Origin of the sequence: Dorea sp. AGR2135 (genome assembly GCF_000420885.1) — a bacterium.
Lineage (GTDB): Bacteria > Bacillota > Clostridia > Lachnospirales > Lachnospiraceae > Dorea > Dorea formicigenerans.
This window is the reverse complement of record NZ_ATVU01000034.1, coordinates 1-24511: the sequence shown is the minus strand read 5'-3', so window position 1 is coordinate 24511 and position 24511 is coordinate 1. Positions and strand designations below refer to the sequence as shown.

Below are 24511 nucleotides of genomic sequence, written 5' to 3'. Positions count from 1 at the left end.
TTGCAAAGAGTATTTACGGGTTCTGCCCGTTGATGCATAAAAATGGTTTCTAAAGGAAATCGGAATAATTTCATCAATGTCGATATGAGTTTCTAATAGAGAGAGAAACGCAGGTTTGTCATTATCAAGTTTTTCTTGGCAATCTGTAAAAATTTCTGCTAAAGAAAGCTGTTTATATGGTATCATAGGTATCAGAATAACTCCTTTCTTGGGTGATGGTTTTTAGTTTTTAGTCAACTCTATTATACCATATCCAGTGAGGGGTTATTTGTTTTTCATAACAGAAAAATGCCGTATTCATGCGGCTTGTGGCGTTTCGCAAACGCCTAAATAATGAACTTAAAGAAAGGAAGGAACTAGCATGAAGGCGAAAAAGATAATTAGTATAGCATTGACAATTACAATGTTGCTTATGACACCGATGCAGGCAGTTTTTGCAGAGGGACAGCAAGAGGTGACAGAGGATGCAAATATAGAGATGAAATCTAATGATGATTCTCAAAAACTGGAGACTACTGAAAACGTGCCAGATGTTACTTTACATGATGAAAAAATAAACAATGATACAGTAGAAGAGAATCAAGAAAATGAAATTACACAGCAAACTGATAAATTGAATTATGTTGTTGTTAATAAAAAATATATTGAACAGGGTGATGAGCAGCAGATTGTGGTTTCTGTAGGAAACGGAATTATAGTTGAGGCAGCAACATTGAATTATCATAGAGTATCTGATGGTAAGACCTATCAGGCTGAAATGACACAGAGTAATGAAGAGGCGTTGATGTTTGATATGTCTTATGTGAAAAATGCTGAAACAGGAGAATATCAACTGGATTCTTTAGACTATAGTGTATCTGGAGAAAATCGTAAAATCGAATTTTCAGAAGCTGGGATTGATGCTAAATATGGTGTTAATACAGAGGTGGAGACAGATGCAGATGCACAAATAAGTAATCCGGATTCATCAAGTGATAATGAAATAGTAGAAGATGTTGTTTCGTTTGATGAGGAAGGGAATCAAATTTCAGAAAATTCAATTGAAGAAGCAATTGCAGCTCAGCAGGCAGATTCAACAAAGAGTAGAGCAGTAGCATCTGATGCAAAGACTAAAAATGTTGTTGTAGTGTTGGATCCAGGCCATGATGCAACGCATGCAGGGGCAATTGGAGTTAATGGGTTAAGAGAAGAAGTATTGACTTTAAAAATAGCACGTTATTGCAAGGAAGAATTACAACAGTATAGTGGTGTAACGGTATATATGACAAGAGAAAGCGAAGCTTGTCCGAATCCGGGAACATCTTCTACAAATGATAATGCAAAAAGGGTAGCCTATGCAAAGAGTGTTGGTGCAAATGTATATGTTAGCATTCACATGAATTCAGGTGCATCTAGAGCTCATGGCGCAGAAGTATATTATCCAAACTCGAATTATCGTAGCGATATAGGCGCAGAAGGAAATAAACTTGCATCGAAAGTATTAGAACAATTGGTTGCATTAGGGTTATATAATCGAGGTGTGAAAATTGAAAATTCAGGTACAGGTGATACATATGCAGATGGGAGTTTGGCTGATAAGTTTGGTGTGATCAGAGGAAGTAAAAATGCAGGATTTCCTGGAATTATAATTGAGCATGCATTTATTACGAATTCTTCGGATGCGGCATTTTTGTCAAATGAAAATAATTTAAAAAGACTTGGACAAGCGGATGCGGCGGGAATAGTGAATTATTTTGGGCTGACAAAAGGAACTTGGATTCAAGATTCCACAGGTTGGTGGTTCAGAAATGCAGATGGAACATATCCGGCAAACCAATGGGCTTATATAAATGGTGCGTGGTATCATTTTAACGCTGCGGGTTACAGAGAAAACGGTTGGATTACGCTTAATGGAGTTAGATTTTATCTGGAAGCAGATGGAAGGATGGTAACAGGTTGGAAGCAGATGGAGGAAACTTGGTACTATTTTGATGGTTCTGGAGCGATGAGAACGGGTTGGCTACAGTTAGGAAGCACTTGGTATTGGTTGGACAATGATGGAAAGATGGTAACAGGGTGGAAATCATTTGGCCGATATTGGTATTATTTAGGCCCATCTGGCAATATGTATGTTGGAAATTGTAGTATAGATGGTAAAAGATATCAGTTCTGTGATACGGGATATGTGGTTGATAGCTGGATTTACCAAGATGGAATTTGGTATTATTGCAATTCGGACAGGACATATGCGAAAGGATTTAAAAAGATAGGAAGTGCTACATACTATTTTAACGACAAGGAGCAAATGGCAACAGGCTGGCAGAATATAAATGATAGCTGGTATTATTTTGAAAGCTCAGGAGTAATGAAAACAGGCTGGTTATTGTTGAACAACACATGGTATTGGTTTGAAAATGACGGAAAGATGATGACAGGCTGGAAAAGGGTTGGAGCATATAGTTATTATTTTGAAAAAAATGGAGCAATGTGTATTGGTAAAAAAACAATAGATGGAAAAAGTTATGATTTTGGAACCAGTGGAGGAATACTGACGGGGTGGTATATAAAAGATAATGCGTGGTATTATACGAAAGATGATTTGACCATGGCAGTAGGTATGAATCAGATAGGAAAAAACAAGTTTTATTTTGAAAGCAACGGAAGAATGGTAACAGGTTGGAAGTATGTTGATAATAACTGGTATTATTTTGATAGTATGGGAGCTATGAGAACAGGCTGGTTACAGTTAGGAAATACATGGTACTGGTTAGAATCAGATGGAAAGATGGCAACGGGCTGGAAAGATTTTGGAGCATATTGGTATTATTTTGGATTATCTGGAAATATGTATGTCGGCAACTGTAGTGTAGAAGGTAAAAGATATCAATTTTGCGATACAGGGTATGTAGTGGATAGCTGGATATATCAAAATGGAATCTGGTATTATTGCAATTCGGACAGAACATATGCGAAAGGATTTAAACAAATAGGAGGTGCTACATACTATTTTAATGACAAGGAGCAAATGGCAACAGGCTGGCAGAATATAAATGATAGCTGGTATTATTTTGAAAGCTCAGGAGCAATGAAAACAGGCTGGTTATTATTAAACAATACATGGTATTGGTTTGAAAATGACGGAAAAATGAAGACAGGTTGGAAGTCTTTTGGTAATGTACGCTATTATTTTGAACAATCAGGAACTATGGTTACAGGAGTAAGAACAATTGATGGACAAAAATATGATTTTGGAGCAGATGGAGTATGTAAAAATGTTCAATCAGGTTGGAACCTGGAAAATGAAGATTGGTATTATATTATAGACGGAAGTCCGAAAAAAGGTTGGTTGTTACTTGGGAATACTTGGTATTATTTAGACTCGTCAACTGGAATAATGAGAACAGGCTGGGTGAATGTAAATAATCAATGGTATTATATGGATTCTAATGGTGCTATGCTTACCGGATATCAGAAAATAGAAAATCAATGGTATTATTTCAATAAATCTTTAAAGAAAATCCCGAATGGTGCTCTTAGTTACACTGGTGTAACGTCAATTATGGGGAATAGTACAGTGGGACAAGACAGAGTTACAGTTGTAGAAAAGATGGTTGCTCATTATATGACTAGTGGGAAATTATATCCAAGCAATGCCTTAAATGGAGTAGGAGAATTAGGAGTAATAGGTGGGGCGCCAGATATTGTCACTTTTTGTGAAATAATATATGATGAAGCAGTATTCGAAAATGTTAGACCAGAAATTTTGTATGCACAGATAATGATAGAAACAGGATATCTTCAATATGGTGGAGATGTAGAAATTAATCAGTTTAACTTTGGCGGATTAGGTGCAACAGGTAATGGGGTAAAAGGTAACAGTTTTAGAGATGTGCGAACTGGAATTAAAGCTCAGGTTCAGCATTTAAAAGCATATGCATCTGCAGAACCTTTGAAAGCAACGCAAATAGTAGATGAAAGATTTAAATATGTAACACGAAATACAGCACCTTATGTAGAGTGGCTTGGAATAAAAGAAAATCCAGCAGGAAAAGGCTGGGCTGCAAGTGCAGGATATGGATTTAATCTTATGAAAATTGTGAATAGTTTTTAGAAGTATGGGAAAGGCAAGAACAAGCTGTCTTAAATGGATGGTCTGTTCTTGTTTTTTGAATTTATTATTAAAAAATAAAAATACTAAAAGTAATACTAAAAGTATAATAGAATGTATATAGGCTAACTTTACCGATTGAGTACATTATGGTATACTTAAATGAAAATTGTAAAGTATATAATGATTTCGGGAGAAAAATAAAATGAAAAACATAAAGAGAAATAAAGAATATGAACCAGAGATCCTTCAAAAGCTTCATACGCTTCAATTGGAAATGCTAAGTGATTTACAGAAAATATGTGAAAAGTATAATTTAGAATATTTTGCGGTTTTTGGAACAGCGCTCGGAGCTGTCAGACATAAGGGATTTATTCCGTGGGATGATGATATTGATGTTGGAATGTTGAGAAAAGATTACGATATTTTTATTCAAGTTGCTGAAAAAGAAATGGGTGATAAATATCAAATTATGACACCTGAAATTGAAAAAAAATATGCTTGTTGTGTAACGAAATTTCAAAGAAAAGATACAAAATTTATTTCATATCTCAGTGATAAATTGGAATGTGATCAGTGCATATTTATAGATATTTTTCCGTTTGACTGCATTGCGCCTGAAAAAAAACAGGCAAGGAAACAACAAATGATAACACTTTTTTTGGATAGATTAATATATTTATGTGGCTCTGCACATCCGATTATTCCTTATACGGGAATTAAATATTATATGGCAGCAGGAATTTGTTGGTGTGTACATTATATTGCAAAAATAATGCATTTTTCACCTAGATTTATTTACAGATTGTTTGTAAAGCAATGTACGAAATATAATATGATAGATACCGATGTAGTAACTTCCTTTGGTGATGGGAGTTCATTAAAATATCGTTCTACAGTTAGGAAAATGTTTCCGTTGAAGAAAGTCGAATTTGAAAATATGACAATTGAGGTTATGGATAATGTTGATGAACATTTAAAACGGACATATGGAGACTATATGAAATTACCTCCAATAGATCAAAGAGTGAATCATGCTCCATATATTATTGATTTTGGTGATATTTATAAGTAGGAGAGGGATAGAGAGAATAATGCTTAGAGTACTTCAAGTTATTGGTAAAATGGATCGCGCGGGTGCAGAAACAATTATAATGAATATATATCGAAATATTGATCGCTCGAAAGTTCAGTTCGATTTTATGGTATTTTCTTCTGAAAAAGGAGACTATGATGATGAAATACTACAACTAGGTGGAAACATTTATCGCATGACCGCTTTTAAAGGATATAATTATTTTAGATTATGCGAAGAATTTAGAAAATTTTTTGAAAAATATCCATATAAGGTTGTTCATGGGCATATTGGCAGTTTGGCACCGGCATATTTAAAAGCAGCGAAAAAAAGAGGTGCTTATACAATCGCTCATAGTCATGCAACAAAATCAAATCGAAAATTAGAAAATTTTATCTTTAATATTTTTTCCTATAGAGTTCGATATATTGCGAATTATTTTTTTGCGTGTTCAAAGCAAGCTGGAATTGATCGGTTTGGAAATAAGATAATTAATTCGGAACGATTTGAAGTTGTTAATAATGCAATTGACAGTGAAAAATATAAATATACTTTGGAACGACATGAAAAATTAAAGAAAAAATATGGACTTGAGAACAAGTTGATAATAGGACATGTTGGTAGATTTTCGCCGGAAAAAAATCATAAATTTGTTATCGACGTATTTGAAGAAATATATATAAAAGATAAAAAATCAATTTTAATGTTAGCAGGTCGAGGAATTGAAGAAGAATCGATTAAAAAATATGTTTCAGAGAAATGTTTAGAGAAACAAGTAATGTTTTTAGGAGTCCGAAATGATATACCAGATCTTATGAATCTGTTTGATGTTTTTTTATTTCCGTCATTTTATGAAGGCCTTGGAATTGTAGGAATAGAGGCACAAGCAGCAGGACTTCCGTGTTTTTTTTCTGAATATATTCCTGATGAAGCTGTAGTAACAAAGCATGTGTGGAAACAAAGCTTGAAAAAGGGTGCGTCGAAGTGGGCTGATGAGATAATAAAAATAATATCAGGTTTTCAAAGGGAAAATTCTAAATCTAATATTGTAAAAGCAGGGTATGATATTGAAAACATTGCAAATGAACTACAATGTTTTTATTTGAACAAAGTGGGAGAAAATAAAGATATATGAGAGATATTAATTGTAAACCCAATCAAAATGAAGTGTTCATATGGAATATAATGGGAAGTTTATTTAATTCATTGTTGTCAGTAATAACGTTAATGGTAGTAACAAGAATGTTACAAAGTGATGAGGCGGATATATTTAGTATTGGGTGGTCAATCAGTCAGATTATGGCGACAATTGGTACTTATCAAATTCGAATGTACCAGGCTACTGATGTTACAGAAAAGTTTAAGTTTGGACAATATTTGATATTCCGAATATTTACGTTAATTGTAATGATTGTGTGTAGTGTGGGATATTTACTGAGTAAGCATTATGATATATATAAAACAATTGTTATTTTTATTATTTGCTTAATTAGACTTGTAGAGTCTTTGGCCGATGTATATGAGGGGTATTTTCAACAAAAAGAAAGATTAGATTTGGTGGGAAAAGCTATTACATATAGAATATTTCTTGCTATAATACTTTTTTCTGCAAGTTTAATGATATTAAGAAATTTGTTGATCTCATGTTTGATATTGTTGATTAGTTATATATGTAGCTTTATCGTGTTCAATGTTAGGTATTCACTGAAAGTTAAAGCATTTGACATAAAAGAAAAATGGACAAAAAATGAACGATGGGTGTGGAGTTTGGTTAAAGAGGGATTTCCTATATTTGTAAACTCTTTTTTAATGACTGCGATTATAAATATACCTAAAATTAGAATCGATTATGTAATAGAGCAAGGAAGAATGGAAAGCGGGATGCAAACAGTATTTAATATATTATTTATGCCGGCTTCAGTTTTAACATTAATATATATTGTTTTTAGACCACTATTGACCAAGATGGCAATTGAATGGAATGCAGGACGAAAGAAGGGATTTTTAAAAATAGTGGGTATGATATTTATATGCCTTCTAGGAATTTCAATTATTGTATTAGGGGGAAGTGCATGGCTTGGAATACCAATTCTTTCAATTTTATATGGCTTGGATTTGTCAAAATACCGAATGGAATTACTAATTATGATAACTGGTGGGTGTTTATGTACATTTTCATATGTTTTTGATAATGCGTTGATTGTAATTCGAAGACAATATCTTTTGTTGTTTTCGTATGTTTTGTCATGGATATATATAGAAATTGTGATCGGCAAGATGGTTGATAAATGGGGAGTGTTAGGTGCAGCCTTTGCTTATTCTACAAGTATGATGGTTTTTCTAATAGTTACATTTTTGATTTTTATAATATGTTTAAGGAAAGACGGAAAGGAATTAAAGGAACAATAAGGTGAATAGTAAAACAAAAAAAAGGTACTGTATATTTGCAGCTCAATATTTTCCTCATTTAGGAGGAGTTGAGCGGTACACGTATAATTTAGCTAAAAAATTAATTGAAGATGGAAATGAAGTTGTTATCGTAACTTCAAATGTATATAGATTACCAGAATATGAACGAGTAAATGAAATTCCCGTTTATCGTGTTCCTTGTTGGAATTTATTGGCTGGGAGATATCCAGTATTAAAAGTGAATGCGAGATTTTGGAAAATCAATAGGGTTCTGAAGAAAAAGAAGTTTGATATGGTAATTGTGAACACAAGATTTTATCCGCATTCGTTGTATGGTATGATGTTTGCAAAAAGGATAAAAGCAAAATGTATTACACTTGATCATGGTACAAGCCATTTATCAGTGCATAATAAATTTTGGGATTTTGTTGGGGCTGTTTTTGAACATTCTTTAACGAAAATTGATCAAATATTTTGCAAAGATTATTATGGTGTTTCAGGTGCGTGTAATGAGTGGTTATTACATTTTCACATTAAAGCAAAAGGTATTCTGTATAATTCAATAGATCTTGAGGAAGTGAAAAATATACAGAAAAATATGAAAAAAATGTATAGAGAAAAATATACTATTTCAGAAAATGCGATAGTTATCACATTTACAGGGCGTCTTCTTAAAGAAAAAGGATTGCCAAGTCTCTTGAATGTAATGGATAAAATAAATAAAGAACGGGAAGATGTTTATTTGTTTATTGCAGGTGATGGAGATATGCAAGATGAAGTTAATATGAGAAAAAACACACATATTATTCCAGTAGGAAGAATTGACTTTGAGCATATAGTGACATTATTATCGGAATCAGATATTTTTTGTTTACCATCTTTTTCGGAAGGATTTTCAACTTCCATATTAGAGGCAGCTGCTTGTGGATGTTATATTCTAACAACAGCGAGAGGCGGAGCAAAAGAGCTTTTAATAAATGATGAATATGGAAGTGTGATATTAAATAATCAAGAGGAATTATTGTATAATGCATTAATGGATATTATTAATAATCCGGATAAACGGAAAAGAGGAATAGAACTTACATATCAAAGAATAATGGATAATTTCATATGGGATATCGTGGCGCATAAAGTGGAAAAAATATGTGAGGAGAAGTAACAACGTGAAGAAGATAATTATTATACCGGCATATAATGAAGAAGAAAATATAGAACGAACTGTAAACGCAATACAAAAAAGTGCGCAAGGTTTTGATTATGTAATTATTAATGATTGTTCGACTGATAATACCAGAAAAATATGCGAAGAAAAAGAGTTTAATATAGTAAATTTACCAATTAATTTAGGAATTGGTGGTGCGGTTCAAACAGGATATAAATATGCTTATGAAAATGGATATGATGTCGCGGTACAGGTTGATGGAGATGGACAGCATGATCCAGAGTTTTTGAATACAATGGCTGATTACTTGATAGAACATCAAGTGGATATGGTTATTGGGTCAAGATTTATTGAAAAAAAGGGGTTTCAGTCATCGATAACAAGAAGAATGGGAATTCAGTTCTTTTCAAAATTAATAAAAGTGTTGACAGGAAAAAAAATTACAGATCCAACATCAGGGTTAAGAATGATAGGACGTAATGTTATGGAAATCTTTTCAGAAGACTATCCAAGAGATTATCCAGAACCGGAAAGTATAGTAGCTGTTTTAAGAAAAAATATGAAGATTGAGGAAATCCCAGTAGTTATGTTGGAAAGACAAGGTGGTGTATCTTCGATATCACCTAAAAAATCTATATATTATATGATAAAGGTGACACTGGCAATATTGATTGAACGAATAAGAAATTAAAGGGAGGATTAATTATGAATATTCGAGTCCAGATAGTAGTAGGTGTTATTATAATTTTAGCTCTTTGTGTAATTGTAAATATGATTCGTGAAAAAGAGTTGGAATTAAGATATGCTTTAACGTGGCTAGGTGTTGGAATCGCAATAGTAGTATTGGACTGTTTTCCGCAAGCAATAACATGGTTAGCTGTTAAGGCTGGGGTAGCAAATCCTATCAATATGTTATTTTTTCTGGGTTTTTGTTTTTCGTTAGTAATTATTTTTGTGTTGACAATAGCTGTATCCAGAATGTCAAATCAAGTGAAAAAATTAGCGCAAGAGGTAGCATTGTTTGAAGAAAGTAACAAAAGTAACAGATGATTATTCATGTAATTATAATGTAAAGCTAAAGAAATAAAAGGAGTATAATATGAAAAAGCTATTTCGGATAGTATCATTATTTATGATTTTCACAATTTTAATAACGTCCTTTTCAATAGAAAATGTGTATGCGACGGGAACTAACTCAGAAGATAGAAATGTTTTAGAGGAAAATAGATTTGAGCAACAAACCGGTGAAAGCACAATAGAAAGCGAAAATACAGTAGAAAATGAAGATATAGTTGAGAGTGCAAACACAGTAGAAAGTGAAAATACAGTAGAAAATGAAGATACAGCGAACAATTTAGAGAATGATGAATCAAAGTCCGATTTATCATCAACTCATGGAAAAGAGAATACTTTAAAATTAAAAAAAATATATATAAATCAAGCAGAACAAGCAGTTGGAGAACAACAAAATATTATTGTTGCATTAGAAGACAATAATATAAAACAATTGGAGTTACTAGTTGAAAACGAAAATGGCGAGCAAATAAAACTTAGTCAGATAAAGAATATAGACAATGTTTATTTGTTCCAAAATAATTTTGAGCGAGGAACTTATCATATAAGTGGAGTATATGCATTTTACGATGGTCAAAGTTGCTATTTTTCTGCCAAAGATTTAGAAATAAATGCATATTTTAGTGTGGGGGAAGTATGTGAAGAACAAAAAAGTAAACATATAGAAATGCAAAGTGCTATTGAAAATGAGAATAGCGAAGATGCGATAGAAACTCCAGTTATTACTATTGACGAAAATGGAGATACATCGACTCAGGATAGTATTGCAGAGGCAATGGAAGAAATTGGAGTTGAAAAACAGCAGACTAAATCAAAAGGACTTACTAATAAAAGAATGGAATTTTAAAATGAATAGTAAAAATAAGGTAGTGGGACAAGAAAAAAGAGTAGCAATTTTTATATTGATATTAGGATTGATTATGTCTATATTAGTTCCGACAGGGCAAACTCCTGATGAATATTCTCATTTAAATATGATTGGAAATTCAGTAGGGCTAGAGAAATTTGCTTCTAACATAATGAAAAGTATAGAACTTGAAACAGAAGATATAGCATATAATTACGATAAAAAAATTAATATAGAAGAACAGAAAAATGTATTAACAGAAAAGCCGATATATTCAAGGAAGGAAATGCTACCTAAGAAAATAACGGTGGCAGTTATAAAGCATCTTCCTGCAACGATAGGTATTTATATAGGAATTATATTCGGATTACCGGCTTTTTGGGTATTGCAATTAGGAGAATTATTTGCGCTTTTGTTTTATTCATATATTTGTTATAAAGCATTGCAGATTATGCCAATTAAAAAGAATATGATGGCATGGTTTATGATCTTTCCAATGGCTTTACAACAGGCAGCCAGTATAAATTATGATGCTGTATTAATCCCGTTATGCTATTTGTTTATTTCTTATATGTTATATTTGAAATATGAAAAAACATATATAGAATTGAGAGATATTATGGGAATAATATTGATTTGGGGAATAATAACTTATATAAAGATTCCATATATATTGTTTATAATTTTAATTTTTATTTTGCCATTAGATAAAATACATATCAATCTTGGATTTTGTAAAATTAATGCTCAAATTATAAAAAGTGTAATGGTGCCAATAAGTATAGGTGCGATTTTACTTGTGTTTGTAGGAGTATACATATTTAGAAAAGTATGGTTTGTTCAAATAATATATGGATTTGTAATAGAATGGAAACGAGCAATTTATTTGTTATATGCTACTGGAAGAACATGGGGGGAGTTTTTGTTTGTTTCTACAGTAGGGAATTTGGGTTGGTTGGATACGCCGATATGTTTAGGCGTCGCAATAATTGTTTTTTTAATTGTTATTATGTTTGCAACTGTTTATAATGCAAATGATGAAAAACATATAAAATTAAAAGATGCTTTAATTATTGAAGGAACAGCAATTATATTGTGTTTATTTATTACAATTGCATTAACAAATCATACAATCATGGTAACATTGTACGGAAGTGAATTTGCAGAAGAAACTTATGAAATAAAAGAAGCATTATATCAAATTCCTTATATTGGAGGATTACAGGGAAGATATTATCTTCCTATTTGTTCATTGTTTTTTCTGCCTATTCCACCTTCTACTTTTATGGAATCAAAAAAACAGAATTTGATATTAAAAGTTATGGGGCTGACATTGTATGTTTATATAATTTATATTTTAATTAAGAGGTATTGGCTTATATAGAATCAAAAAGGAGGAAGATAATTAGATATATATCTAATTATTTGTAAGGTTATGTTTTCTAGAATACAGCAAAAAAAAATGGGAATTTATTATATTGTAGATGAATGTCGACAATCAGGCAACATTTTAACAATAAGAGGTTGGATGTGCTCGACAAAATACAGATTTAAGAATGTACATTTTTTGATTGAGGATAAAACTAAGTCCAGTTTTTTGATAAAGGGAAAATATGGAGTTACAAGAAATGATGTGTATCAGAATTTAAAAATTGATAATGCAAAACAAAGTGGTTTTTATGCTCAAGCGATTGTTGAAAATATTAAGGAATATAATGTTTGGTTAGTATTTTCATGTGAAAGTAAAAAATATAGGTTACGCCTTGGAAAAGTGATTAGTGATGGCGAAGTCAATAAAGAGAGAGAAGGCCGAGTTGTAGAAATTGATTCAACGGAAAAAGTGGTTGACATTGTAATGGAAATGAATAGTAAAAATTCTTATACATTTGAATTTCCAAAAGAGTATTATGCACAGAGTGTTGATATTATTGTACCTGTATACAATGGTTATCAGTATTTAGAAAAGTTGTTGCCATCTATAAAGTTAACAGATATGAATTACAGATTGATTTTGATTAATGATAAAAGTCCTGATACTCGCGTTGAAGATTATCTGGAAGCATATGCCAAAGAAAATGATAATGTAATACTATTGAATAATGAAGAAAATTTAGGATTTGTTCAGACGGTCAACAGAGGATTTGCTATTAGTCAAAACCATGTTGCACTTGTGAATACGGATGTAGAACTTCCAAGTCAATGGCTTGAAAGATTAATGCTCCCAATATTTGAAAATAAAGAGATAGCATCGACGACACCTTATACGACTTGTGGTACAATTTGTAGTTTTCCTAAATTTGGTTATGATAATAAATTATTTTTGGATTTAACTGTAGAACAGATTGACAGTGAATTCAAAAAGATACAGCCAAGATATGAAGAGTTGCCAACCGGAGTTGGTTTTTGCATGGGAATCAATAGGGAAGTTCTTCAGGAAATTGGTAATTTTGATGCAAAAACGTTTGGAAAAGGTTATGGAGAAGAGAATGACTGGTGTCAACGTGCAATAGAAAAAGGATATAAAAATGTTCATGTAGAGAATCTTTTTGTTTTTCATAATCATGGTGGAAGTTTCAAAAGTGAAGATAAAAAAAGATATTTAAAAGAGCATGAAAAAAAGTTATTGCAGAAACATCCGGCTTATAGCAGTGATGTTGCGAAATTTTGTGCACAGGATCCTAATAAGGATATAAGACAGAGTGTAGAGTTTGAATTATTACGTAAATATAAAACAGAAAAAACTATTCTTGCGTTTGACCATTCACTTGGAGGAGGGGCAACTAAATATTTAGAAAATAAGAAGAAGCAATGCCTGGCTGAAGGTAAGGAATTTATTATTATTCGTTATGATTATCTGAAAGATTTATTTAAAATTAGTTACTATTGGAAAAATGATGAATTAAAGATGCAATATAATGATACAAAAAATTTACCAAGGATATTGGAATATTTGTGTATCGATGAAATTTGGATTAATGAATTAGTAACTTATCCAGTATTGTATGAGCAATTAAAAAATATAAAAGAAACAGCTAAAAAGAATAACATTCCTGTAAAAATGTTATTCCATGATTTCTTTGCAGTTTGTCCTACAATTAATTTACTTAATAATGAAGATAAATACTGTGAGTTGCCATCGTGTGAGACTTGTAATCAGTGCTTGAAAAATAATAAATCATTACAGGCGTTAGATTATGGTTCCATGGAACAATGGAGAGAGGAATGGAAAACATTTTTAAGATCTTGTGATGAGGTTGTTGTATTTTCTAATAGCACTAAAGAAATTGCTGAAAAAACATTTGGCATGTTAGAGAATATTGTAGTGATTCCGCATCAAATAGGATACATGCCACGGATAGAAAAGAAAAATAAGACTACGAAGACCTTGAATATAGGACTTTTAGGAGTTTTGACAAAGCACAAAGGTGGAGATATTGTTGCACAACTAGTAGATAGAATTGAAAAAGAAAATTTAGATATACGGATAAAATTGATTGGAACTTCATGTGTTGATATTAATAGTCCGGTATTTAGTCAGACAGGAGCATATACAAGAGGATCAATCCCTAGGTTGACTTTAGAAAACGATATAGACGCATTTTTGATACCATCAATATGGCCGGAAACATTTTCATATACAACAGAAGAAATTATGAAGATGGGAATGCCTGTTATGTGTTTTGACATCGGGGCACCAGCTGAACGAGTGAAAAAATATGAGAAAGGAATTATTATCCCAAAGATTTCAGCAACGTCTGTGTATGAGACAATAACGAGAAATCAAGTTATTAAAGAGTGCTGTAATAAAAAAATAAATACTCAAAAAATACTTTTTGTGGTTCAGGAAGTTACATTTTCATCGAGGTATCGAATTGATCATTTGAGAGAGCAATTGATACGAAAAGGAATTTCATCAGAGTGTGTATCAATAAAAGATGTTAAAAAATGTAATTTGAAGCAATACAATAGTGTAGTTGCTTATAGAATTTCGGATTTTGATAAACTGAAGAGATTAAAAAAGAAAGTACAGAAACTGAACAAAAACATATTTTATGATATTGATGATTATATTTTTAATTATGAGGATATTAAAGATACCGGTTTTTTGAGAGGAAAAGAATATAGAAATTACGAAAACTATACAAAATTGATTAAAAACTGTATGACCCTTTGTGATGGATATATTGTGTCTACTTTAAGTTTAAAGAAAGTGATAGAAGAACAGTTCCCCGGAAAAATGGTGGTTGTTAATCGAAATGTAGCAAGTATGGAGATGACAATTGCTTCATTGACAGTAGATAAGGTTGAAAAAGATTATATTACATTAGGGTATTTTAGTGGAACAAAGACTCATAATGATGATTTTGAAAGTATCAAAGAAGAATTACTTGATATCATGAGAAAAAATGTCAATGTACATTTGTTAATAGGCGGGCAAATTGAATTACCAGCAGAATTTAATGAGGTAAAAGATCAGATTGAGACATTTAAGTTTGTTGCCTGGCAAGACTTACCACAACTTATAGCTAAAGCGGATATTAATTTAATGCCTTTAGAAAATATGATATTTCATGAATGCAAATCTGAAAATAAGTGGATGGAAGCTGCCTTGGTGAAAGTTCCGACGATTGCGAGTTGGAATAACGAATTAGCTACTGTAATAAAAGATGGCGTAGATGGATTTTTGTGCAAAAATTCAGAAGAATGGACAAACAAATTGCAGCAGTTTATTAAAAATGATGATTTAAGAAATCAATTAGCAGTTGCTGCACATGAAAGAGTTATGAAAGAGTATATGACAGATGACATGGAGCTGGAAGTGTTCAAGACAATAGTAGGATAATGAGGAAAATTTGTAATGTTAAAAAAGATATTAAAGAGAAAAATTGTTGCATATGATGAATCAGCCACTAATTTAAAAAGGGGGGCTGATTCACAAAATGAACCAGTAATTATTGTAGAGAAAGTGATATAAAATTCATCTTTGTTTAATAGTGAATGGTATTCGGAAATGTATCATATAAATAAAGAAGAAGCGGTAAGTCACTATTTGAATATCGGATGGAAATTAGGGTATGATCCATCTCCATATTTTTCAACAGAAATGTATATGAATAATAATCCAGATATTATAAATTATAATCCATTGTTGCATTTTGAACTGTATGGAAAAAAAGAAGGACGTTTGTTTGGCTCTCATAACAATGTTAACTGGTTTTCTGACGGAATGAAGTATTATTCGAGGGTAGACAATTGGAATTCACAGAATGATTTAATAGCTACAATTATCATTGTTATAACAGAATATATTAATCAACTAAAAGAAAATTTCGCTTCCTATGATAGCTATATACTACCACAAAAGTAATTGTCTTTCACTGACAACTATCCTAACACACAGGGAAAGTGATTTATCATAGTTCTACATTGAGTAAAAACGCAACACATTATACTTCGCCTAAAAATAGTATTTAATTAATATTGGATTTGTCGGAAGATATGATGCACCTAAAGGGGCGAAGTTTTTTGAAGAATTAATGGATTTGTTGAAAAAGGAATATAATGTAAAACCATTAATTATAGGGCCATCGGTAAAAGAGACAGAATTTGAAGCGACAGAGTATTATGATAAGGAAGAACTTGGAAAAATTCTAACAGAAAAAAAGATTAATTTTGTAGTATTTTCAAGTATTTGCAATGAAACTTTTTCATATGTTGTTCAAGAACTGGTGCTGTTGAATGTACCGATTGTTTCATTTAAATGTGGAGGTCATGCAGAAATAGTGGCTAAATATTCACTGGGTGAATTGGCAGATGAGACAAGTGTTGATTCATTATATTCTGCATCATTAAAGATGATTGAGAAGTTAGGCTTAATGAATTATAGAAGTAAAGATAAATAGGATTTAAGCAGTAAAGATGATATTAGGGCAAAAAAGATTGAAATGTAAAGTGTAATTGATGTATATTAGCAGTATCAGAAGATACTGCTAATATACGTTAAAGGGGAAGAAAAACAGTGCAGAATAAATTAAAAAAAATATTTGGCAAGATAAAACGTGAAGGTTTGATAAATGCAATACAAAATTATGTGAATAAGGAAGCAACATTAAAAAAAGAACTAAAGATTATACGTGACTATCATTTAATAAACGAGGAGGAAAGAAAGCAACAGAAAGAGTTTAAGTTTGAATGTGAAGAGAAGATTAGTATTATTACACCTCTTTATAATACACCTAAAGATTTTTTAATACAGTTGATAGATTCTGTGGAAAAGCAAACGTATTCAAATTGGGAGTTGTGCCTGGCAGATGGAAGCGACTTGGATCATGAATATGTAAGAGAAATATGTATGAAATATATGGAGGCAGATAATCGGATTATATATAAAAAATTAGAAGAAAATGAAGGTATTGTAGGCAATACAAATAAAGCAATACAGATGGCAACAGGAACATATTTGGGACTTTTGGATCATGATGATATCTTGCATGAATCAGCATTATATGAATGCATGAAAGAGATACAGAATAGTGCAGACTTTATATACACAGATGAAATGAAGTTTGAAAAAAAAATAGAAGATTCAATTGATATTGTGTGTAAGTCTGGATTTGGAAAGGATGAATTAAGGTCTCATAATTACATTTGTCATTTTGTTGTTTTTAAGAAACAGTTGCTAGATAATATGACTGAATTTTATCGACGAGAATATGAAGGAAGTCAAGATTATGATATGGTGTTGCGATTGACTGAAAAAGCAGAGAAAATCGTCCATATTCCTAAGATATTGTATTATTGGAGAGTCCATGCAGGATCTGTTGCTCAGAATCTCTCAGTAAAACAATATGCAGTAGATGCAGCTATCAAAGCCATATCGGATCAATTAAAAAGAAGCGGAGAAAAAGGAACTGTAAAATGTAATTTGCCATATGAAACCATATATAGAATAGAATATGAAGTTCCGCAAACACCAGTAGTCAGTTTGTGTTTGTGGACAGAAGAAAAAATAGATTATCAAGTATATATCAAAGAACTTTTGAAAAAAACAAGTTATAGGCCTTTGGAAATTATTACTACAGCAGAGATGAGTTTTGATTATGATGAAGAGCAGATACAAATTATAACTTTGAGAAAAAATGATTATAAGAACCGGTATGAATGGTTTGAAAATGCAAGAAAAAGTATGACTGGACAATACGAAGTGTACATGAATTGTGAGTGTATTCCTGAAAGGAAAGAATGGATAGAAGAGTTATTAATGTATGCAAGCCGTCAGGATGTAGGTGTAGTAGGTGTGAGCATAAAAAATAGTGAGGAACAGGTTGTGTTTGGAGGGGGAATTCTTGACAAAGAAGAAGGAATTCATATTATGAATGAAGGTTTAGAGTGGAGAGAACAAGGATACGAGGCAAATATGCGACATGTACGGAATACCACGCTATTGACAAGTGTGTGTATGATGATAGCAAAAGAAAAATTAGATGGAGCAGGAGGATTTCAAACTGATTTAGGTGATTGTGCTGATATAGAGATATGTTTGAAATGTCTAGAGAAACATTACTGGAATGTATGGAATTGTTTTGCAGTTATGAAGTATACTGGAGATAAAAGTATCAAAGATTTTTGGAACAATGATGATTTACTTTTTGAGCGATGGAAAGACAGAATTGAACGAGAAGATAATTATTATCATCCATTATTGAAAAAACTTGGTAAGATATAGGTGGAAAAATGGGAACAACACAATTGGTAAAAAAAGCAATAAAGGCAGTGAAAGAAGAAGGAATACAAGGCTGTGCAAAAAAAACAAAGAGTTATCTTGAAAATCAAAAAAAATTAAGACGGAAAATCGAAAAAAAATACAAGGACATATTATTTATAAGTGGCTGCGGAGAAGATTTGCCACATCCATGGCGTTATCGCGTAAAGCATCAGAGAGAACAATTGGAAGCATACAATTATTCCACAGACGAGGTATATTTTACACAATTAGATATTGATCAAATCAGATATTATCGGGCATTTGTATTTTTTAGATGCCCAATGACAGAGACAATAGGCACATTTGTTGATTTGGCAAAACAGTTAAATAAAACAATCATTTATGATATAGATGATCTGGTAATAGATACTCAATATACAGATCAGATAAAATATGTGATGGCAATGCCAGAAGAAGATAAAAAGGCATATGATAATAATGTTATGAATATGCAGAAGTTGCTTAGAAAGTGTGATTTTGCAATTACATCGACAGATTGTCTGGCAGAAGAGTTGAGAAAATATATTCCGAAGGTATATATTAATCGTAATGTCGCTTCTGAAAAAATGATTCAATTATCAAAAGAAGCAATTGTTAAGATTAAAAAAGATAATACAAAAGTAAAAATAGGTTATTTTAGTGGAAGTATTACTCATAATGCAGATTTTGAAATGATAAAACCGGTTCTTATAGAAGTCTTGAAAAAGTATGAAAATGTTGAGTTATACTTGACAGGAGAACTGGATTTGCCGGTAGAGTTAAATCCATGGAAAGAAAGAATAAAAAAACATCCATTTGGAGACTGGAAAAAACTTCCTGAGATATTAGCAGAGATGGATATTAATCTTGCACCATTGGAAGATACAATTTTTAATAAAGCAAAGTCGGAAAATAAATGGACGGAAGCTGCACTGGTAAAGGTTGTGACAATAGCTAGTGATATTGGAGCATTTCATGATTGTATCAAGAATGGCGAGACAGGAGTTTTATGTAAAGATAATGACGAATGGAAAGTAGAGTTAGAGCGTTTGATTACAGATTCGTTATATCGAAAAAAATTGGGAGAACAAGCATATCAATATTGTATTACACATTCTTCAACTGTTCGTAGCGGCAGCTATTTGACAAGAATCATGGGGAATGAATTGAATGATAACTATATATTTGTATTGCCGGGGTTGGAAATCAGTGGTGGAATAAAAGTAGCACTGAAACATGCCACTATGTTACAAAAAGCAGGAAAAGATGTTGGATTATTTTTATTAAGTGGAGAACAGAAGTGGTGCGAATTTGAAGGATATAAAATTCCAGTAATTAATTTGGAAGATACAGAGATACGTGGGAAAATAAGATATATGATAGCTACGATGTGGACAACGGTAGATATTGTAGATCAATGTATTGGAGCAGAAATCAAGATGTATCTTGTGCAAAATTGGGAAACAGGATTTTATACCGAAGGAGATCCGTTAAGAATAAGAGCAAATCAATCCTATATGCCAGGGAAAGATATGAATTTTTTAACTATTTCAAAATGGTGTCAGCAGTGGTTAAAAGAGCAGTATGGACATGAATCAAGCTATGCTCCGAATGGTCTGGAGACGGAACGATTTGCATGTCATAAAAGAGAGATGACCGGAAAAATCAGGATACTTATTGAAGGGGATTGTGCGGTAGATTATAAAAATGTGGACGAGGCTTTTGAAATAACAAATGAATTAGACCGAAATCAATATGAAGTATGGTATATGTCTTATAATGCAGAGCCTAAATCATGGTATAAAGTAGAACGATTTCTGCACAAGATTCCATATGAAAAAGTTCCGGAGATATATACCCAATGTGATGTGCTTTTAAAAACGAGCTTATTAGAAAGCTTTTCTTATCCTCCGCTTGAAATGATGGCTACAGGTGGATATGTTATTGCTGTGCCGAATGGTGGAAATGTCGAATATTTAAAAGATAGAGAAAATTGTTTATTATACGATGCTGGGAATATAGAAAAAGCAAAACTGTTATTACAAGAGCTGCAGGAGAATCGAGTATTACAAGAAGTATTATATGAAAACGGTCAAAAAACGGCGCAAGAGCGAAAATGGGAGAATATTGAAAATAATATTTTAAGTATGTATCGTGTTAATTAAATTGAGAACTTGTTAAATGAGAGGAATAATGATATACTAAAAAAGATTGTTTGACCATATTAAGAAAAAGTGGAGGAAAGAAAGTGTCAATATATATACAGAATTTTAAGAAGTTTCGTCCATTGCTGGGAGAACTTATTGCACGTGATATAAAAACAAAATACAGAAAATCAGTGTTAGGAGTATTATGGACATTGTTAAATCCACTGTTTATGATGATTATTTTGTCAGTAGTGTTTTCTAATTTGTTTAAATTTGATGTGGAATATTTCCCGGTTTATTTATTAAGCGGACAATTGATATTTAATTTTTATTCAGAAGCCACAACGGCATCTATGTCAGCAATTATGGACAATGGATCATTGTTGAAAAAAATATATGTACCGAAATATTTGTTTGTATTATCTCGAGTATTTTCAAGTACAATTAACTTGTTGGCATCATTTACAGCTTTGATTTTAGTGATGCTTGCAATGAGAGTAGAATTGCATTATACAGTACTTTTAGTATCTATTCCACTGATATTTATTGTGTTATTTTCATTGGGAGTAGGATTAATATTATCAGCGATTACTGTGAAATTCAGAGATATTATGCATTTATATTCTGTGTTTGTGACAGCACTTATGTATTTAACACCAGTTATTTATCCAATGTCAATTTTACCGGCATGGTTAACACCGATTGTAAAATTGAATCCTATAACGAACATATTGCAAATGTTTAGAAATGTTATGATATATAATTCATTACCAAGTATTGCATCAATGATAATTGCCATTGTTGAATGTTTGATTATGCTGGTATTTGGACTATATGTGTTTTACAAAAATCAAGATGACTTTATATTGTATATATAAGGAGAGAAAGTATGGAGAATCAAGAAGTGATTCGTGTTGATCATGTATCGATGCGTTTTAGTCTTGCATCAGAAAGAGTAGATAATTTTAAAGAATATGTTATTAAAACGATAAAGCGACAATTATCGTATGGAGAATTCTGGGCTTTGAAAGATGTAAGCTTTAGTATTAATCGTGGAGATGCATTAGGATTAATTGGCTTAAATGGTAGCGGAAAAAGTACAATGTTAAAGGTTATAGCCGGAGTGCTAAAACCAACCAAAGGAAGCGTATCTGTGAATGGAACTGTTGCGCCGCTAATTGAATTGGGTGCAGGATTTGACATGAATCTTACTGCAGAAGAGAATGTTTTTTTGAATGGAGCATTGCTTGGATATTCAAGACAAATGATGGAGCAGTATTACGATGATATCGTTGAATTTTCAGAGCTACATGATTTTATGAATGTACCTGTTAAGAATTTTTCTTCAGGAATGGTTTCAAGACTAGGATTTTCAATTGCAACAATTGGTACGCCAGATATTTTAATTGTAGATGAAGTTTTATCAGTAGGTGATTTTAGATTTCAGGAAAAATGCCAAAACCGTATAAAACGTATGTTGGATGCGGGCACAACATTATTATTTGTTTCACATAGCATTCAGCAGGTAGAAGAACTGTGCAATAAAGTAGTGTGGCTGGATAAAGGTGTAGTGAAGATGTTTGGTGAATCAAAGAACATTGCTGAGATATACAGTGCTTCATAGGATAGGAGTTAAAAAGATGAAATCAAAAATAAAAGTTATTGTGATTGGTTTGATTATTCTTTGTCTGGCAGGTGTATATGCAATTATTGATAAAGCAGTATCTATTTATGATACATCTTGTGATACAAGTGCATTCCAATCAATTACCTTAGAACAAGGGAAAAAGTTAGAACAATCATTTGTATGTAAAGAGAATCATATGGATGGTATTTCGTTGAAAGTTGCGGCAGATGGAGTTTTGGACAAGAGCCAGGTGATAATGGCGTATAAAATAATAGAAAAGGATTCAAAAGAAGTAGTTGCACAAGGAAAAACAGATTTAAAGAAAGTGCGAAATGGTAAATTTTTTAAAATTAAATTTGATAGAATTGATGCAACTAAAGATAAAAAGTATATGTTGGAGATGTCAGTGCAGGAATGTCCGACAGGAAGTATTCGAGTATTTTATACACCAGGTTCCAATGAGAATGCAACACTTATCTATGCTGGTCAAACAATAGAAGGTGTTGGTGTTATTAGGTCATTAACACATCGATTCGATTTAGAAACATTTATTGTGACATTATGCTTTGCAGCATATATAATATTATTTATGAGATGGCTTTATAAATTATTTGAATAAGGAAGAGGGCAGAAGTAATTCTGCCCTTGTTTTGCATAGGTGAAAGGTTGAAAAAGAATAGTAGAGGATATCCATTCCATTAAGGACATCACAAAAAGACCATCAGATGGTGGTCATTTAAAATTGAATATGTAGCAAAGTTAAGGTCTATTCAGTAGCTGACTTGATTTTATAACCTTGGAACTGTGCAATTAAGATTGCCTGTTCAATTGTAATCTCACGATTGACAGGGAGAGCATCACTTTTTCGGTAAAGTTCAGCATTATAGGGTTCCTTATTTTTCAGCATATTGTATAATGCTGTTAGAAGCATTCTTGCTATTGCAATGATTGCTTTCTTGTGACCGCGACGTTTTCTTAAACGAAGATAGCGGTTACGGATTTCAGGATGTTTTTCACTTTTAACCACTGAATTGGCACATTGAACTAGAAGTGGTTTGATATAACATCCGGCTTTGGAAACCCGGACAGATTTTTTCTTCCCTGCACTTTCATTGTTGGTTGGAGTAAGACCAGCCCATGAGCATAAGTGTTTCGCCGAAGGAAAAGCCTCCATGTTCACACCAATTTCGGAAATGATTCCGATAGCAGTGAATTTATTTTTGAATGATGGAGCGGTTAGGATTAGGTCGAGTTCTTGCTGATAGGGACTGGCGAGCGCAAGGATCAGTTTTTCTAGCTCTGCTTTCCGGGATTCCAAATCTTCAAAGTGCTTTTTGATAACCTTTAATTTACCAGCTTGTTCAGGTGTGATAAAACCGTCAATAGCGAGTTCCAGTTCGGGAAGTTTTTTCTTCATGGAACCATGAATTAAAGGTTCAATATCAAAAGAAGTATCATCAGGATTTTCGAGAATCTTATCCAGGATTCTTTGAGAACTTTTACCAAAGGGGTCCGAGACAACGGAAGCCAACTGAATGTTGGAAACCGTGAGACAGTTTTGGAGACGGTTCTTCTCGCTGGACATAAAGCAGGTCAGTTTAAAACGATAGCGCATCAGATCACGAAGCTGTCTGATATCAGCGGGTGGCATAAAGCTACCGGCAACAAGATCATGCTTGAAGAGGTCAGCAATCCATTTGGCATCTTTCTTGTCAGTTTTCTTTCCACGGATAGCCTTAACATATTTAGGATGAGCAAGAACAATGTTGCAATCTTTTTCCAGAACATTGTAAATAGGAATCCAGTATTTACCGGTAGATTCCATGCAGACATCCTTACAATGATTGTCAAGCAGCCACTGTAACAATTCCTTTAACCCTTGTGTGAAGGTTGAGAAACGATGGCGCTTGTAGATGGTAACACCTTGTTTGTTAGTGGAAGCGATGCAGGCAACAACAAAAGTTTTGTGAACATCAATACCACAACAGATTTGATACACAATTTTTAAAGCCATAGGGACTCCTTTCAGAACCATAGGTTCAATAGATTATAGGGAGTAGACAGCATTGACTGAATGCTTAGGATAAAAACGAGAGTTGTTTTTACAAAGATAAGGTTACGTGCTCAGGGCACACTTATTTGTGCTTGAAAAAGCATTCTACACATATAAAAATACGGTCATCCGATGAACGGACAGCCCACTCACCTCCCCGTGATTTGTAGTATACTGAATATCCCTATGGAAACAATTATAAAAAGATAGCTGCAATAAGCCAACGTTTTTTCATGACGTTTTGTGCCTTGAGCAGCGCGAAAGGAATGGATATAAAAATGAA

18 protein-coding genes and 1 pseudogene are annotated in these 24511 nt (G+C 32.5%); 17 read left to right on the top strand and 2 right to left on the bottom strand.

Annotated features, from left to right (window positions below):
• Positions 1-186, bottom strand: a pseudogene (locus tag G593_RS20610) (ISNCY family transposase); the annotation flags it as partial.
• Between the two features lie 292 nt (positions 187-478).
• On the opposite strand from G593_RS20610, the gene G593_RS18805 reads away from it, so the two are divergent.
• The 17 genes from G593_RS18805 (at position 479) to G593_RS0115760 (ending at position 22794) form a co-directional block, all read left to right on the top strand.
• Positions 479-4090: an N-acetylmuramoyl-L-alanine amidase gene (locus G593_RS18805; RefSeq protein WP_196801985.1), complete on the top strand. Its 3612-nt coding sequence runs from the start codon at positions 479-481 to the stop codon at positions 4088-4090.
• Positions 4091-4292: 202 nt separating this feature from the next.
• Positions 4293-5162 carry a LicD family protein gene (locus G593_RS0115840; protein WP_029732337.1) on the top strand — a complete coding sequence of 290 codons (870 nt, stop codon included), beginning with the start codon at positions 4293-4295 and terminating at the stop codon, positions 5160-5162.
• 19 nt (positions 5163-5181) lie between these two features.
• Entirely contained in the window at positions 5182-6297 is a 1116-nt protein-coding gene (locus tag G593_RS0115835; protein WP_005337905.1) for a glycosyltransferase family 1 protein, read from the top strand.
• Positions 6294-7571: a lipopolysaccharide biosynthesis protein gene (locus tag G593_RS0115830; protein ID WP_005337904.1), complete on the top strand. Its 1278-nt coding sequence runs from the start codon at positions 6294-6296 to the stop codon at positions 7569-7571. Before G593_RS0115835 ends, G593_RS0115830 begins: the two co-directional genes overlap by 4 nt.
• A gap of 1 nt (position 7572) precedes the next feature.
• Positions 7573-8733 carry a glycosyltransferase family 4 protein gene (locus G593_RS0115825; RefSeq protein WP_005337903.1) on the top strand — a complete coding sequence of 387 codons (1161 nt, stop codon included), beginning with the start codon at positions 7573-7575 and terminating at the stop codon, positions 8731-8733.
• A gap of 4 nt (positions 8734-8737) precedes the next feature.
• On the top strand, positions 8738-9427 hold the full coding sequence (locus G593_RS0115820) for a glycosyltransferase family 2 protein (protein ID WP_005337902.1): 690 nt from the start codon (positions 8738-8740) through the stop codon (positions 9425-9427).
• 14 nt (positions 9428-9441) lie between these two features.
• A complete protein-coding gene (locus G593_RS0115815; RefSeq protein ID WP_005337901.1) occupies positions 9442-9786 on the top strand; it encodes a DUF2304 domain-containing protein in 345 nt (114 codons plus the stop codon).
• Between the two features lie 49 nt (positions 9787-9835).
• Positions 9836-10657, top strand: coding sequence for a hypothetical protein (locus G593_RS0115810; RefSeq protein ID WP_005337900.1), 822 nt, complete (start codon positions 9836-9838; stop codon positions 10655-10657).
• On the top strand, positions 10602-12041 hold the full coding sequence (locus G593_RS0115805; protein ID WP_029732335.1) for a DUF2142 domain-containing protein: 1440 nt from the start codon (positions 10602-10604) through the stop codon (positions 12039-12041). Before G593_RS0115810 ends, G593_RS0115805 begins: the two co-directional genes overlap by 56 nt.
• 183 nt (positions 12042-12224) lie before the next feature.
• Positions 12225-15500: a glycosyltransferase gene (locus G593_RS0115800; protein WP_196801984.1), complete on the top strand. Its 3276-nt coding sequence runs from the start codon at positions 12225-12227 to the stop codon at positions 15498-15500.
• A gap of 168 nt (positions 15501-15668) precedes the next feature.
• Positions 15669-16025, top strand: coding sequence for a hypothetical protein (locus tag G593_RS18800; protein ID WP_044994656.1), 357 nt, complete (start codon positions 15669-15671; stop codon positions 16023-16025).
• A gap of 106 nt (positions 16026-16131) precedes the next feature.
• The gene (locus G593_RS0115785; RefSeq protein ID WP_081646577.1) at positions 16132-16560 is read left to right on the top strand and encodes a glycosyltransferase; all 429 of its coding nucleotides are present in this window, start codon (positions 16132-16134) and stop codon (positions 16558-16560) included.
• A gap of 116 nt (positions 16561-16676) precedes the next feature.
• Positions 16677-18383 carry a glycosyltransferase family 2 protein gene (locus tag G593_RS0115780; RefSeq protein WP_029732332.1) on the top strand — a complete coding sequence of 569 codons (1707 nt, stop codon included), beginning with the start codon at positions 16677-16679 and terminating at the stop codon, positions 18381-18383.
• A gap of 8 nt (positions 18384-18391) precedes the next feature.
• Entirely contained in the window at positions 18392-20566 is a 2175-nt protein-coding gene (locus G593_RS0115775; protein ID WP_029732331.1) for a glycosyltransferase, read from the top strand.
• Between the two features lie 83 nt (positions 20567-20649).
• On the top strand, positions 20650-21426 hold the full coding sequence (locus G593_RS0115770; protein ID WP_029732329.1) for an ABC transporter permease: 777 nt from the start codon (positions 20650-20652) through the stop codon (positions 21424-21426).
• Positions 21427-21437: 11 nt separating this feature from the next.
• A complete protein-coding gene (locus tag G593_RS0115765; protein WP_005331726.1) occupies positions 21438-22172 on the top strand; it encodes an ABC transporter ATP-binding protein in 735 nt (244 codons plus the stop codon).
• Between the two features lie 16 nt (positions 22173-22188).
• Entirely contained in the window at positions 22189-22794 is a 606-nt protein-coding gene (locus tag G593_RS0115760; protein ID WP_029732328.1) for a hypothetical protein, read from the top strand.
• A gap of 147 nt (positions 22795-22941) precedes the next feature.
• On the opposite strand, the gene G593_RS0115755 is transcribed toward G593_RS0115760, so the two are convergent.
• Positions 22942-24189, bottom strand: a complete 1248-nt coding sequence (locus tag G593_RS0115755) for an IS110 family transposase (RefSeq protein ID WP_029731318.1) — start codon at positions 24187-24189, stop codon at positions 22942-22944.
• Positions 24190-24511 lie beyond the last annotated feature (322 nt).

Coding starts and splice junctions, on each gene's coding strand:
- G593_RS18805 (WP_196801985.1), top strand. CDS start 479: ATGAAATCTAATGATGATTCTCAAAAACTGGAGACTACTGAAAACGTG.
- G593_RS0115840 (WP_029732337.1), top strand. CDS start 4,293: ATGAAAAACATAAAGAGAAATAAAGAATATGAACCAGAGATCCTTCAA.
- G593_RS0115835 (WP_005337905.1), top strand. CDS start 5,182: ATGCTTAGAGTACTTCAAGTTATTGGTAAAATGGATCGCGCGGGTGCA.
- G593_RS0115830 (WP_005337904.1), top strand. CDS start 6,294: ATGAGAGATATTAATTGTAAACCCAATCAAAATGAAGTGTTCATATGG.
- G593_RS0115815 (WP_005337901.1), top strand. CDS start 9,442: ATGAATATTCGAGTCCAGATAGTAGTAGGTGTTATTATAATTTTAGCT.
- G593_RS0115810 (WP_005337900.1), top strand. CDS start 9,836: ATGAAAAAGCTATTTCGGATAGTATCATTATTTATGATTTTCACAATT.
- G593_RS18800 (WP_044994656.1), top strand. CDS start 15,669: ATGTATCATATAAATAAAGAAGAAGCGGTAAGTCACTATTTGAATATC.
- G593_RS0115775 (WP_029732331.1), top strand. CDS start 18,392: ATGGGAACAACACAATTGGTAAAAAAAGCAATAAAGGCAGTGAAAGAA.
- G593_RS0115765 (WP_005331726.1), top strand. CDS start 21,438: ATGGAGAATCAAGAAGTGATTCGTGTTGATCATGTATCGATGCGTTTT.
- G593_RS0115760 (WP_029732328.1), top strand. CDS start 22,189: ATGAAATCAAAAATAAAAGTTATTGTGATTGGTTTGATTATTCTTTGT.
- G593_RS0115755 (WP_029731318.1), bottom strand. CDS start 24,189: ATGGCTTTAAAAATTGTGTATCAAATCTGTTGTGGTATTGATGTTCAC.